Below are 13,132 nucleotides of genomic sequence, written 5' to 3' on the forward strand. Positions count from 1 at the left end.
GTTCCAATTTGGTCGCGCCTATTGATCGAGCGCTTGGTGATGGGGACCCTGTCGTCACGGGGGAGTGACGTAGGACACAGTGCTAGGAGCTCGTGTGCTCGACGTGCGCAACCTCGAAGTCGTCTACGACGACGTCATGCTCGTGCTGCGAGGCGTCAGCCTCACCGTCCCGAAGGGGGCGATCGTGGCCCTGCTGGGAGCCAACGGCGCGGGCAAGTCAACCCTGCTGCGTGCCCTGTCCGGCCTGCTGGACGTGCACGACGGCGAGATCACCAAGGGCTCCATCACCCTCAACGGCGAGCCCATCCACCATCTCAGACCCGCCCAGGTCGTGCAGAAGGGCGTCAGCCAGGTGATGGAGGGGCGCCGGATCCTCGGCGAGCTCACCGTCGAGGAGAACCTGCGCGTCGGCGCGCACACCAGGGCCAGACAGATCGACGCCAACCTCGAACGGGTCTACGGGCTCTTCCCCGTCCTCAAGGGCCGCAGGCGAGGAGTCGCGGGCTACCTGTCCGGAGGCGAGCAGCAGATGCTCGCCGTCGGCCGGGCCCTCATGGCGAGCCCCGAAGTGCTGCTGCTGGACGAACCCAGCCTGGGCCTGGCGCCCGCGCTGGTCGGGCAGATCCGCGAGCTGATCGTCGAGATCAACAAGCAGGGCACCACGGTGCTGCTCGTCGAGCAGAACGCCACCATGGCGCTGTCGATCGCCAGCCACGGCTACGTGATGGAGACCGGCAAGATCGTCATGGACAAACCCGCCGCCGACCTGCTGTCCGACGAGGACATCAAGGAGTTCTACCTCGGACTCGGCGCGGAAGGCGCCGCCAAGTCCTTCCGTGACGTCAAGCACTACAAGAGGCGCAAGCGATGGCTGTCCTGACCTTTGACGACGTGCACCTCAGCTTCGCCGGTGTGAAGGCCATCAGCGGCGTCAGCTTCGAGGTGGCCGACAAGGAACTGTTCGCGATCATCGGACCCAACGGCGCGGGCAAGACCTCGATCTTCAACGTGCTCTCCGGCGTCTACCGGCCCCAGCAGGGCACGGTGAGCTTCCTGGAGCGCGACCTGCTCGGCCAGCCCCCGCACGCGATCGCCGCCATGGGCATGGCCAGGACCTTCCAGAACGTCGAGCTCTTCGACAACCTGACCGTCCTCGACAACCTCATGCTCGGCCGCCACCACCACTTCCGCTACGGCGCGCTGTCGGCCGTCCTGTGGTACGGCAGGGCGCGCAAGGCGGAGTTGCAGGCACGAGCCAGGGTCGAGGACATCATCGACTTCCTCGAACTGGAGGTGTGGCGGCGCCACCCCGTCAGGCTGCTGCCGTACGGGATTCAGAAACGTGTCGAGCTCGGCCGCGCCCTGGCCATGGAGCCCAAGCTGCTCCTGCTCGACGAGCCGGTCGCCGGGATGAACCTGGAGGAGACCGAGGACATGGCCAGGTTCGTCCTGGACATCCGCGACGAGCTGGGCATCCCCATCGTGCTCGTCGAACACGACATGGGCCTGGTCATGGACCTGGCCGACCGGGTGCTGGTGCTCGACTTCGGCAAGCCGGTGGCGCTCGGCGCGCCCGCGCAGGTGCAGCAGGACCCCAAGGTCATCGAGGCCTACCTGGGAGGGGCCGCATGACGATCACGACTGTTCAGACCGTGGAGACCATCGTGACCCGGGTGCGCGACCGGGCATCCTCGAACGCCGTCGCCCTGCGCCACAAGGACTTCGGCGTCTGGCAGGAGATCACCTGGGCGGAGTACTGGAACCAGGTCGAGATCGTCGCCCACGCCCTGCTCGCGCTGGGCGTCGAGACCGGCGACCGGGTCGCCGTGCACTCGGAGAACCGGCCGGAATGGCTCTACGCCGACCTCGGCATCGTGGCCGTGCGCGGCGTCACGGTGGGCCTCTACCCCACCAACCCCGCCTCGGAGGTGGCCTACCTGCTCGCCGACTCCGGCGCGAAGATCCTCATCGCCGAGGACCAGGAACAGGTGGACAAGGCCCTGGAGGTGCTCGGCGAGTGCCCCGCGCTGGAGCGCATCGTCTACCTGGAGCCACGCGGCATCCGCGGGCGCTACGACGACCCGCGCCTGCTGCACTGGGACGAGTTCCTCTTCATCGGCGTGGAGCACCGCGGCGAGCATCCGGGCGCGGTCGCCAAGCGCATGGCCGAGACCCGGCCCTCCGACGTGATGACCCTGATCTACACCTCCGGCACCACGGGACCGCCCAAGGGCGTCATGCTGACCGTGGCCAACGTGGAGTTCGCGGTCGAGGTCCTCGTCAAGAGCGGCGGCTTCACCTCGCCGCCGCCGAACGAGCGCGACCAGACGTTGTCGTACCTGCCCCTGTGCCACGTGGCCGAGCGGGCCTTCACGGTCTGGTTCAACTCCGCCGCGGGCGTGCAGGTGAACTTCGCCGAGTCCATCGAGACCGTCCAGGCCAACCTGCGTGAGGTGCAGCCCACCATCCTGTTCGGCGTGCCGCGCATCTGGGAGAAGGTGCTGGCCCAGGTCAACATCAAGCTCGACTCCGCCTCCTGGTTCAAGCGCACCACGACCCGCTTCTGGCTGCGGGTGGCCGACCGCGTCGGCGACGCCCTGGTCCGCACCGGCGGCACCCACACCGCCGCGACCCGCGTGCTGTACACCGTCGGCTGGATCTTCTGCTTCCGCGCGCTGCGCGAGCGGCTCGGCATGCGCCGCGTGCGCTACGCCTCCTCCGGCGCCGCGCCGATCGCCCCCGACGTGCTCAAGTTCTTCATGGGCATCGGGGTGCGCATGCACGAGGTGTACGGCATGAGCGAGAACACCGCCATCGCCACCGCCAACCGGCCGGGACGCGTCAAGCTCGGCACCGTCGGGGAACCGCACGACGCCATCGAGCTGAAGATCGACGAGGCGACCGGCGAGATCCTCACCCGCCACCCCGGAACCTTCGCCGGATACTGGGGCAATCCCCGTGCCACCGCCGACGTGCTCGACGACGACGGATGGCTGCACACCGGCGACGTGGGCGAGTGGGTCGACGGCACGCACGTACGGATCACCGACCGCATGAAGGACATCATCATCACCGCCGGCGGCAAGAACGTGGCGCCCAGCGAGATGGAGAACGCCCTGAAGGCCTCGCCGTACATCAAGGAGGCCGTCGTCATCGGCGACCGCCGGCCCTACCTGACCGCGCTCATCGGCATCGAGCTCGACGTGGTGGGGGAGTGGGCGCGGCGCCGGCGCCTGCCGTACACCACCTACCGCGACCTGTCGGACAAGCCCGAGGTCCGCGAGCTGGTACAGGGCATCGTCAACGGCGTCAACGAGCAGTTCAACCGGGTCGAGCAGATCAAGCTCTTCGCCTTCCTGCCCAAGGAGCTCGACCACGAGGACGGCGAGCTGACCCCCACGCAGAAGGTCAAGCGCTCGGCGATCGCCCGGCTCTTCGAGGACCTCGTGGAAGGGATGTACCGTCGTTGAAAGGTCTGCTCGAGACCGTCGTCAGGGGGCTGGGGAACGGGTCGGTCTACGCCCTGCTCGCCCTCGGCTTCGTGATCATCTACAAGGCGACCAAGGTCATCAGCTTCGCGCAGCCCGCGCTGATGCTCGCGGGCGCCGTGGCCGTGTCCTATCTCGTGGAGGTGACCGGGTTCTATCTGGCCGTGCCGCTGGCCGCTCTCATGATCGCGTTGCTGGCGCTGGGCATCGAACGCGTGGCGATCAGGCCCATGGTGGGCCGTCCCGTGTTCGTGGTGGCGATCATCACGCTGGGCATCGACGTGGTCATCCGGGTGGTGGTCAACCACTACATCGGCCGTGACGTGCGGCAGATGGGCGACCCGTGGGGCTTCGACCAGGTCTCGATCGGGCCGCTGGTCGTGCAGGAACGCTGGCTGGCCATGCTCGCGGTGACCGCGGTGCTGGTCGGACTGCTGTTCGCGTTCTTCCGCTACACCAGGTACGGCCTGGCGATGCGGGCCGCCGCCTACGACCAGGAGACGGCCCTGGCCCAGGGAGTCTCGGTGGGCGCGGTGTTCGCCCTGTCGTGGGGGCTGGCGGGCTTCCTGGCGGCGATCGCCGGCATGTTCGTCGGTACCGGGCAGGGCGTCGAGCAGCTCACCTGGATCATCGCGCTGAAGGCGCTGCCGGCGATCATCCTGGGCGGGCTCGACTCTCTGGGCGGCGCGGTCATCGGCGGGCTGACGATCGGCGTCGTGGAGTCGCTGTTCCAGAGCTACCAGGGCGACATCGCGCCGTGGCTGGGACAGAACTTCGCCGTGGTCTCGCCGTACGTGGTGATGCTGCTGGTCCTGCTCGTCCGGCCGTACGGGCTCTTCGGCACGAGGGAGGTCGAGCGCGTATGACCACGCTCAGCCGTGATTCGGACATACCGACCGGCCGGTCTCGAAGGGTGCGCGGGCGCCCCCTGCTCTACACCTCCTACGGCCAGGACATGGCCCTGCTCGACACCACCGCCAAGCGGATCTGGACGCTGGTGCTGGTCCTGGCCGCCTTCCTGCTGTCGGGCATGCTCGCCGACCGCTCGCTGGAGGTCCTGGCCGGGGCGTTCGTCCTGGCCATCGGCGCCATCGGGCTCAACATCGTCTCCGGCTACGCCGGGCAGATCTCCCTCGGCCACGCCTTCTTCGTCGCGATCGGCGCCTACACCGCCGCCGCGTTGTCAGGTCCCGTCGACGGCCGGAACCTGGGTTTCGGGCTGACGGAGATCTGGATCTGGCTGCCCGCGGCCGGACTGCTCGCCGCCCTCGCCGGCGTGCTGGTCGCGCCCCTCGCCGTACGGCTGCGCGGGCTGTACCTGGCGGTCGTCACGCTCGGCCTGGTCTTCCTGGGCGAGCACATCTTCAAGGAATGGGACCACCTGACCGGCGGGCCGGGTGTCGGCCGCCAGTCGGCGGTGCCCACCCTCTTCGGCGCCCGCCTCGACGTCGACGGGCCGCTCGGCACCCGCGAGCAGTCCCTGTACACGCTGATGCTGATCATGTTGATCATCTTCGCCGTGGCCGCGCGCAACCTCGCCAGGTCGCGCATCGGCCGGGCCTTCTCGGCCATCCGCGACCGCGACATCGCCGCCGAGGTCATCGGGGTGCCGATCACCCGCTACAAGGTGCTGGCGTTCGGCATCTCCTCGTTCTACGCCGGGTGCGCGGGCGGGCTGCTGTACGTGATGACCGGGTTCGTCGAACCCGGGTCGTTCTCGCTGCTGCTGTCGGTGCAGTTCATCGCGATGGTGCTCATCGGCGGGGTGGCGACCGTCTCCGGATCGATCATGGGTGCGCTGTTCATCGTGCTCATCCAGCCGCTCACCCGCGCGCTGCCGGGCTTCGTGCCCTTCATCAGCGGCGACACCACCGTCACGCCGAACGTGTTCCAGGTCGAGACCGTGCTGTACGGCCTGCTGATCGTGCTGTTCCTCGTCTTCGAACCACGCGGGCTCTTCGGGATCTGGATCCGCGTGCGCAACTACTGGAAGAGCTGGCCCTTCTCGTATTAGGGAGCCCCTGCAATGAAACGACTGATCGGATATATCGCGATAGTCGGGCTTCTGTCCGGTTGTGGCATGTTCCGGGGAGGAGAGTCCTCCACCGAGAGTACGGCGGCGGCCAACGCGCCGGGCATCACCAGCGAACCGTGCCCGCTCGCGGTGGACAAGAACAAGGGCTGCATCTACCTCGGCACCATCTCCGACCTGACCGCCGGGCCGTTCGCGGCGCTGGCCGTGCCCATCACCGACGCCCAGAAGGCCTTCTGGAAGCGCGTCAACGAGGCCGGCGGCATCGGCGGCAAGTACGAGGTCGACGTCCAGGCCTACGTACGCGACAACAAGTACAACCCCGAGACGCACCGCCAGGTCTACAACGAGATCAAGGACAAGGTGCTCGGGCTCGCCCAGACCCTCGGCTCACCCACCACCGCCGCGATCATCGACGACCTCAAGGCCAACAGCATCGTCGCCGCCCCCGCCTCCTGGACCTCGGCCTGGGAGTTCGAGGACGTCATCGTCGAGACCGGGTCGAACTACTGCATCGAGTCGATGAACGCCGTCGACTACGCGGTCGAGACCTACAAGCCCAAGTCCATCATGGCCGTGCACCTGGCCGGCGACTACGGCGCCGACGCCGCCGCCGGCGCCAAGATCGCCGCCGAGAAGGCCGGCGTGACGTTCACCGCCCTCGAAACCCCGCCGGGAGCCACCGAGCAGGGCCGCGCCATCACCGAGATCACCAAGAACAAGCCCGACGTCGTCATCATCACCACCGGCCCCGCCGACATGGCCACCATCGTCGGCCAGACCGCCGCCGCCGGCTACAAGGGCCGCTTCATCGGCACCGGCCCCACCTGGAACCCGGCGCTGCTCAAGTCGCCCGCGGCGCCCGCGCTCAAGGCCCTGTACGAGCAGTCGTCGCCCGGCAAGTCGTGGGGCTCCGACACCCCCGGCCACAAGGCCATGCGCGACGCCCTGCCCAACGTGACGCCCAACGACGGCTACACCTCCGGATGGGCCTGGTCCTACCCGATGAAGGCGGCGCTCGACAAGATGGTCGCCGGCGGCGACGTGTCCCGTAAGGGCCTGCTGGCGGCGGTCAAGTCGCTGGCGACGGTCGACTACGAGGGCATGCTGCCGGCGGACGCGGGCAACTTCGCCGGCGACGCCAACGCGGCGACGTTCCGACAGACGCTCATCAACAAGGTCGACGAGGCGGCACCGACCGGGGTGTCGATGGTGAAGGACTTCTACACCGGGTCCACGGCGCAGGGGTACACGATGGACGGTCCCTGCTTCCAGAAGCTCTAGTCTCTTCTCTGCCCCACCGCCCGCCCCCGGTCCTGCTCGGGCCGGGGGCGTCTGGCAGTGACCGTCCGTCGCGGGCGGGGTTGGGCGGCCGTTCTGGCGTGCGAGCCAGGTGTCGTGGCGCGCGCCCTGACTGCTTGCTGGCGACCACGGCTAGCTATCCAGCGCGTGGCGGAAGCGCCGGTCTGGGCAGACGGGCCATTTCGTCGCGGCGTTGAGACTCACGATAGTTTCGCGATCGACATAGCAGGCGGAAGAGGGCTCCAGCACGCTTGCGCGCGCCTGTGGCCTGCTTTAGTAGCTGGGTTGGACGGTGGCCTGCGAGGTCGGGTCGGAGCTTGTTCGCGCCTGTTCCCAAAGTGGAAACTCGCTCAGCTCTATCTGCGCGCACTTGACTCCATCGAGCTCATTGAGCCGGAAGAGTGGTAATCGTCTCGGCGTTTTGGAGTTCCACTAATTGACCAGAGAGAAGTTGTCTCCTCTTCCCTGAGGGCGACACGTCGGCGGGTCGAAGCAGTCCTTCCGCCGCCGCTACGACACCACCCGAGGGTTCGTCCCGTCCCACTCCGACAGCGGTGCGCAGTGCCAGCGCCACCCCGCCTGCCGCTCCAGCCCCGGCAGGTCCGCCCGTCCGTTGGCCCACAACAACGTCCGCCACGGGTCGGTCCCGGTGGGAGCCCACGGGAACAGCCGTAGCAGCGTGGCCGAGGCCAGGTCCGCGGACGGTTCGAACGGCACGCCCAGCCCGGCCCCGATGTCGGCGGTATGCACGAGCATTTCGTCGCACGCCATCCCCGCGAACCCGGAGGCGTCGGCCAGCCCGTCAGGATGCCATCCCCGCACGTCGGGCCCCACCCCGTCCACCGCGTGGGCGAGGACGGCGGCGAAGGTGTGCAGGGTGGCCACCAGGTCCTCGGGCGCCGACTCGGGCCGCACCCGCATCTCCATCGTGCTCAGCTCGCGGTCGCCGGCGACCAGGTCGGTGGCGTACCACAGCACGGTCTCGCCGATGTGCGCCGCGACCTGCGCGACGTTCCACTCCATTCCCGGCACGCCGGTCTCGGACCACTTCTCCCCGGCGACCGAGTCGAGGTAGTCGCCGCATTCCGACGCGACGCTAAGAACGATCTTCCCATCCATGCACCCACCCTAAGCGTTGGGTAGGGTCCGGGGCATGAAGCGAATGTTGGCCATGACCGCGGCTGCGGCCATCCTCCTGACCGGCTGCAGCGAGATCAATAACACGATCGACAAGGCTCAGGCCTGCCTGGAGGCCCCGAAGATCCTCACCGATCTGGGTGCCGAGCTGACCCGCCTCAAGGACGACCCCGAGGCCATGAACAAGGCGCTCGACGACTCGGCCGCCAAGCTCAACGACCTGGCCGACAAGGCGTCCAACACCACGATCAAGGAGGCCACCGACAACCTCGCCGCCGAGCTCGGCAAGATCAACGTGAGCTCGGTCAACGAGGCGGTCGACACGGTCCAGAAGGTGAGCAGCGAGACCGTCACCTACCTTGACGAGCTGCGCAAGGCCTGCACCTAGGAGCGTGACAGGTGCTCGGCGAGCAGGGTGGCGCCGAAGTCGGCGCCGGGCCGCCTGAGCACGCTGTGCGCGTGGGTGGCGCCGTCCTGGGTGTTGTCGTATTCGATGACCAGGTCGGCGCCCTGGATCCGGTAGTAGTGCCCGAGGCCGCGCGCGGTGGGCCCGGCCCAGGCGAACGACAGGTCCGACAGGGCGGGTCGGACGGCGGGGTCCAGGCGGTCGGCGTAGACCGAGGCGAGCCGGGTGAGCAGGTCGCGGGCCGTGTGGCCGAGGTCGGCGGCGCGGACTCCCGGAGGTGACAGTTCGGTGACCTCGGTGGCGTCGCCGGTGAGGATGTCGTCCGGTGCGGTGGCGTCCACGACGGCGATCGAGCGCTGGGCGGGTGTCAGGGCGGCGAGGAGGGCGCGGGCCAGGTCCTCTTCGAGGGGGAGCGGCCGGATGACCGGCGCCGTGCCGTACAGGACGGAGACGGGTCGCGCGCCGATGAACACGGGCCCGACCACGCGGCGGCCGTCGACGTACGTCGTGGTGACCGACAGGTGGTGTCCCTCGAAACGCCAGGCCCAGGCAGGGGAGGCGGGGTCGCCGAAGACGGCCAGGTAGTAGTCGTCGCTGTGACGTCCGCGGCGTCCGCCCTCGTCGAGGTCGATGACCTCCTCCATGGCCATCACCGTCACCGCCTGCGCGAAGGCGTGACGGGTGAGCACCGAGGCCAGCAGGCGGTGGGCGGCCTTGCGCGCGGCGGCCGGGAGCCCGAGCAGGGGCACGCCGGGGCGGGCGCCGGGCAGGTAGGTCCACTGGAGGCGGCGGGGATCGGCGAAGGGGTGCTGGGCGGCCTGGCGTTGGGCGTCGGTCAGGGCGTTGAGGAAGTCCACGCTCCTAGCATGGCGGGTCCTTGACGGTCCTGCCGCTGAGGGCCTGGGTGAGGGAGTCGGCCGCGTCGAGGAAGACCTGTTCGCTGACGCGCCGGTTCATCACGCCGGTGGCGCAGCTGCGGAAGGCCTGGCTGAACTGGGAGTAGTAGGCGGTGCGCGGGCGCATGACCGAGCGGTCGACCGACGTCTTGATCTGCGCCGCGAGGTCTTTCAGCTCGGCGGGGCCGATCTCCACCACTTCGGAGGCGGCGGTGGGCCTGGGGAGCTGGAGCAGCGCGGCGCAGTCGGGGCCGTGGCCCGCGGCGTAGACGGCGTAGACGGAGGACAGGACGGGCGCGTAGCCGCCGCACGCGAACAGGCGCAGCTGCACGTCGTGTCGCGTGAGGTCCTCGATGAGCTGCAGGGCCTGCCGTTCGCGCTCGGGCCCGACGTGGGCGGAGACGGCCAGCACCGAGCCGCCCAGCACACCTCGCCGTGGCGCGCGGATCTGGAAGGCGAGCGTGCCGTCCTGGCGGCGCATGAGCGGGTCGGCGGCCAGCCGGTGGAAGGCGATGGGCCAGTTGCGCATGTGGGTGACCTGGTTGCCCAGGTGGGTCCTGCCGTCGCGGAAGGCCTTCAGGCTGGAGTCCTCGTCGTAGGAGAGGGATTCGGCCAGCACCGGCTCGCGTCCTGCTGTGCGCTGGTAGTCGCGCAGTGCCTGCCATCCGGCGCTGTCGAGCGCGACCCGGTCGCCGTCCAGGACGTCGGCCAGTTCGAGCATGTTGATCGTGCCGGCCTCCGCGTCGTCGAGCTGGAGCGCCCATCCGGTGGTGTCCACGTCCTTCCTGGCGAACTCCAGGGGTGCGTCGGCGGCGAACGGCACGCCGTACTGCCTGCCGTCGTACCTGCCCGCCTCCAGCGGCCCGGGCAGGAAGCGGCTGTCGTCGGCGAGGTCGATCGGCTTGATGTAGCCGAACTCGGCGAACTCGGCGACGTGCGCCACGTCCAGGACGAGGATGTCGTATTCGCAACTGCCCGCCTGCGCGGCCGCCGCGAGCTGGGCTCGCCGTACGTCGGTGCTGCCGGAGACCTCCAGCATCGTGGCGGAGATCTTCCGATCGGCGCTCCAGTCGGCGATCACGTCGCGCCGGTGGCTGCCGCGGCTGATGTCGTCGCCGGTGGCGACGGTGAGCCCGGCGCGCGGCGTGCACGCGCCCGCGTTCGGCGCGGGGACCGGCGCGGCGCTCACCTGGGTGGGCGCCCCGGTGACGGCTCCCGCCAGCGGTTCGCGCTGGAACGGCAGCGGCTGGTAGAACCACACCCATCCGGCCAGCAGCCCGGCCACGAGGGCCGCGATCGTCATCCTCGTGCGGCTCATCGCCACCCTTTCGCGGTGAGCACGGTGTCGGCGAGCGCCTGGGGCACCTCGGCGACCGCGCGGCAGGCGTACGGCTTGGCCGTACCCTTGAGCTGAGTGACGCGGCAGGTGCCGCCCCCGACGACCAGCACCGACAGGCCCGTCACCGATTCGGCGCGCTGCAGCGCCCGCCCGACCGTCGTGGCGGCGTCGCCGGGCTCCTCGTTGTCGAGTCTGCCGTCGGTCAGCACCACGACCGCGTGCGGCTCGTCGCCTCCGACCTTTTCCAGGGCGGCCGAGATCGCGGCGTCCCAGCCCCGGAACTGCGCGGCTTCGACGGCTCTGGCGGGTTCGTCCATCTCTTCCAGGCTCGCCTCGCGGGCCAGCTCGTCGAGCCGCGCAGGCCCCGCGCGCGATCCCGCCGCCAGGCCGGAGACGCTCACGCGGTCCTTCGGGCCGAGCACGTCGGGCAGGGCGCGGATCGCGGCCGAGGCGGGCGCGCGCAGCAGCTCGCGGGCCGAGCCCGACATGTCGACCAGCACGTGCAGGCCGAACGACGGCCTGATCTCGGTGTCGAGCCTGCGACGGGTCTCGGTGAGTGACCTGCTCTCGTAGGAGTCGGGCGGTGCTGACTCGCTGAACAGGGGATGCGCCCGCAACCACGACGCGAAGTGGTCGACGACCGCCTGCCGCGCCGCCGAGTGCTGGCGCGGCCACCGCATCGAGACGAACGGGTAGTCGAGCGCGTGCATGCCCTGGAGCCTGACCGCCTCCAGCCGGTCGCTGCCGAAGAGCCCGATCTCGGGACAACCTTCGCGCTTGGCCTGCGCCGTCAGCTGCGCGTCGTTGTAGTCGGCGACGCTGTGCGCGGGGATGAAAAGGGCGATCTGCTCGGACCTCCTGGCGTGGAAGGCGCACAGCAGCTTGGTGACGGTGAGGCTGGGCAGCGGCGCCCGCAACATCCCGCGTTCGGCCTGTTCCAGGCCCGCTTCCCGCATGTCGGCCGCGCCGCTGAGCGCCGCGCCGGAGGTCTCGGGGTACGGCCTGGCCACCCGCATGCCCAGCTTCCCGGTCACGACCTGCCAGGCCTGGCGAAGCTCGACGCCCTCGGCCGCCTTCAGCTCCCGTTCCACCCGCCGGGCGGCGCCGGGCAGCATGGCCAGGACCAGCTGGTCGCCCGCCACCGGCGCCCCGATCGTGAGCAGTCCTGGGTCACGGACGGCGGCCTCGACCAGTTGCGCCTCGCCTTCGCTGGAGGCGATCCATCCGTCGGGCTGCAGCCCTTCCAGGCGCACGTACGGCTCGGTGCCGCCGGTGTCCTGGCGCTCCCAGTCGCTGTTGAGCGCGTCGATGAGGCGGCCAAGCGCGGGCGCCTCCGCCACGGTCACCCGTACGGGCGCGCACCCGTCGGCGAGCTGCTCCTTCTCGTACTGCCTGGCCTTCTCGGTGAGATGCCAGAGCGTTTCGGCCGCCGTGATCATGCGGATCTCGGTGGCGGGGGCGCAGGGTTCCGGAGTGCTCAGATCGACGATGAGGGAGAAGGCGAACGCGACCCCGATCCCGGCCATGACGGCGACCGCGATCCGGGCGGCGCCCAGCAGTCCGGGAGCCGACTTCCGTAAGGTCGAGAGCGTTTTCCATACGTGTTTGATGCGTTTCGCGCCATACCACGCAAGACCGGTGGAAAGGAAAACCAGGATTCTCGCCCACGGCGGAAGAGGGGCCAGCACCTCGGTGACACTGTCGAAGAAGGCGGCCAGGAAGGGAGGCAGGACGAAATCGCGCCAGGTGGGTTTGCCCTGCTCGGCCTGCTGTGTGGACACGTTTGCATCGGCCACTCACCGATCGTAACCCGCCATCTCTAGGGGAAATGCCGCTGAATTAACGTTGTGATATGAAAGAGCCCGACCCTCGTTTCACCCTCGCCAACGAGCGGACGTTCCTCACGTGGATCAGCACCGCGCTGGCCCTGAGTGCAGGCGGGGTGGCGATCGCGGCCATCCCCGACACCGTGTTCGTCCCGTGGGTGCGTACGGTCCTGGGTGTCATGCTCGTGTCCCTCGCCGCTCTCGCGGCGGGGCTGGCCTACCCGCGTTGGCGCAACATCCAGCGGGCGCTGCGCCAGGAGACCCCGTTGCCGCCGCCGGCACTGGCCGCGGTGTTCGGGTACGGCGTGGCGGCGGTCGCGGTGGTGGCGCTCGTCCTGATCATCCTGGCGGCGTGAGCACCCATGTCGATGGAGATCTGGGACCCGGGGCTGCAGAGCGAGCGCACCCGCCTGGCCTGGGTGCGGTGCGCCGTGGCCCTGTCGACGGGCGGGCTGGGCGCGGCCGGGGCGGCGCTGCGCACCGGGATGCCGGTCCTGGCGGTCGTGGCCTTCGCCGTGGCGGCGTTGTGCGGGGGAGTGCTGCTGGTGCGCACCGGCACCAGGTTCAGGCGCGTGCAGGAGGCGCTGCACGAGGGCAGGTCGCTCGAGGAGAAGGCCGACGCTCTGCTCGCGTGGGTCGGGACGCTCGCCGTGGTGGCGGCGTCGGGGGTCTTCTTGCTGTTCAGGGCATGAGGGCGGACACTGGG

Annotated in this window: 13 protein-coding genes; 9 read left to right on the forward strand and 4 right to left on the reverse strand. The window is 69.6% G+C overall.

Features of this window, described 5'->3' with window-relative positions; translation table 11 throughout:
• The first annotated feature begins 94 nt into the window (after positions 1-94).
• The 6 genes from HNR30_RS30155 to HNR30_RS30180 all read left to right on the forward strand — a co-directional run bounded on the left by HNR30_RS30155 (position 95) and on the right by HNR30_RS30180 (position 6,804).
• Positions 95-880 (forward strand): ABC transporter ATP-binding protein, encoded by a 786-nt coding sequence (locus HNR30_RS30155; protein WP_181613443.1) that lies wholly within the window; start codon positions 95-97, stop codon positions 878-880.
• Positions 868-1,632 carry an ABC transporter ATP-binding protein gene (locus HNR30_RS30160; RefSeq protein ID WP_181613444.1) on the forward strand — a complete coding sequence of 255 codons (765 nt, stop codon included), beginning with the start codon at positions 868-870 and terminating at the stop codon, positions 1,630-1,632. The genes HNR30_RS30155 and HNR30_RS30160 overlap by 13 nt, the downstream gene beginning before the upstream one ends.
• The gene (locus tag HNR30_RS30165; RefSeq protein WP_181613445.1) at positions 1,629-3,470 is read left to right on the forward strand and encodes an AMP-dependent synthetase/ligase; all 1,842 of its coding nucleotides are present in this window, start codon (positions 1,629-1,631) and stop codon (positions 3,468-3,470) included. Before HNR30_RS30160 ends, HNR30_RS30165 begins: the two co-directional genes overlap by 4 nt.
• A complete protein-coding gene (locus tag HNR30_RS30170; protein ID WP_181613446.1) occupies positions 3,467-4,354 on the forward strand; it encodes a branched-chain amino acid ABC transporter permease in 888 nt (295 codons plus the stop codon). The genes HNR30_RS30165 and HNR30_RS30170 overlap by 4 nt, the downstream gene beginning before the upstream one ends.
• 47 nt (positions 4,355-4,401) lie before the next feature.
• Positions 4,402-5,502, forward strand: coding sequence for a branched-chain amino acid ABC transporter permease (locus HNR30_RS30175; protein WP_181613447.1), 1,101 nt, complete (start codon positions 4,402-4,404; stop codon positions 5,500-5,502).
• 66 nt (positions 5,503-5,568) lie between these two features.
• Positions 5,569-6,804: an ABC transporter substrate-binding protein gene (locus tag HNR30_RS30180; protein WP_246379586.1), complete on the forward strand. Its 1,236-nt coding sequence runs from the start codon at positions 5,569-5,571 to the stop codon at positions 6,802-6,804.
• 528 nt (positions 6,805-7,332) lie between these two features.
• Here the strand turns inward: HNR30_RS30180 and HNR30_RS30185 are convergent.
• The gene (locus HNR30_RS30185; protein WP_181613449.1) at positions 7,333-7,941 is read right to left on the reverse strand and encodes a maleylpyruvate isomerase N-terminal domain-containing protein; all 609 of its coding nucleotides are present in this window, start codon (positions 7,939-7,941) and stop codon (positions 7,333-7,335) included.
• 34 nt (positions 7,942-7,975) lie between these two features.
• On the opposite strand from HNR30_RS30185, the gene HNR30_RS30190 reads away from it, so the two are divergent.
• Positions 7,976-8,347 carry a DUF8711 family protein gene (locus HNR30_RS30190; protein ID WP_246379587.1) on the forward strand — a complete coding sequence of 124 codons (372 nt, stop codon included), beginning with the start codon at positions 7,976-7,978 and terminating at the stop codon, positions 8,345-8,347.
• Here the strand turns inward: HNR30_RS30190 and HNR30_RS30195 are convergent.
• Genes HNR30_RS30195 through HNR30_RS30205 form a run of 3 tightly spaced genes read right to left on the reverse strand, consistent with a single transcriptional unit; the run spans position 8,344 to position 12,396 of the window.
• The gene (locus HNR30_RS30195; protein ID WP_181613450.1) at positions 8,344-9,222 is read right to left on the reverse strand and encodes a DUF3500 domain-containing protein; all 879 of its coding nucleotides are present in this window, start codon (positions 9,220-9,222) and stop codon (positions 8,344-8,346) included. The two genes, HNR30_RS30190 and HNR30_RS30195, sit on opposite strands and share 4 nt — an antisense overlap.
• A 4-nt stretch (positions 9,223-9,226) precedes the next feature.
• Positions 9,227-10,579, reverse strand: coding sequence for an extracellular solute-binding protein (locus HNR30_RS30200; protein WP_181613451.1), 1,353 nt, complete (start codon positions 10,577-10,579; stop codon positions 9,227-9,229).
• Positions 10,576-12,396, reverse strand: coding sequence for a vWA domain-containing protein (locus HNR30_RS30205; RefSeq protein WP_181613452.1), 1,821 nt, complete (start codon positions 12,394-12,396; stop codon positions 10,576-10,578). Before HNR30_RS30205 ends, HNR30_RS30200 begins: the two co-directional genes overlap by 4 nt.
• A gap of 56 nt (positions 12,397-12,452) precedes the next feature.
• Here HNR30_RS30205 and HNR30_RS30210 point away from each other — a divergent pair, with 56 nt between their 5' ends.
• Both HNR30_RS30210 and HNR30_RS30215 read left to right on the forward strand, forming a co-directional pair.
• Positions 12,453-12,782, forward strand: a complete 330-nt coding sequence (locus tag HNR30_RS30210; protein ID WP_181613453.1) for a YidH family protein — start codon at positions 12,453-12,455, stop codon at positions 12,780-12,782.
• A gap of 6 nt (positions 12,783-12,788) precedes the next feature.
• Complete coding sequence (locus tag HNR30_RS30215; protein ID WP_246379588.1) at positions 12,789-13,118, forward strand: DUF202 domain-containing protein; 330 nt, start codon at positions 12,789-12,791, stop codon at positions 13,116-13,118.
• The last annotated feature ends 14 nt before the right edge of the window (positions 13,119-13,132 follow it).

Source organism: Nonomuraea soli, from assembly GCF_013761175.1.
Lineage (GTDB): Bacteria > Actinomycetota > Actinomycetes > Streptosporangiales > Streptosporangiaceae > Nonomuraea > Nonomuraea soli.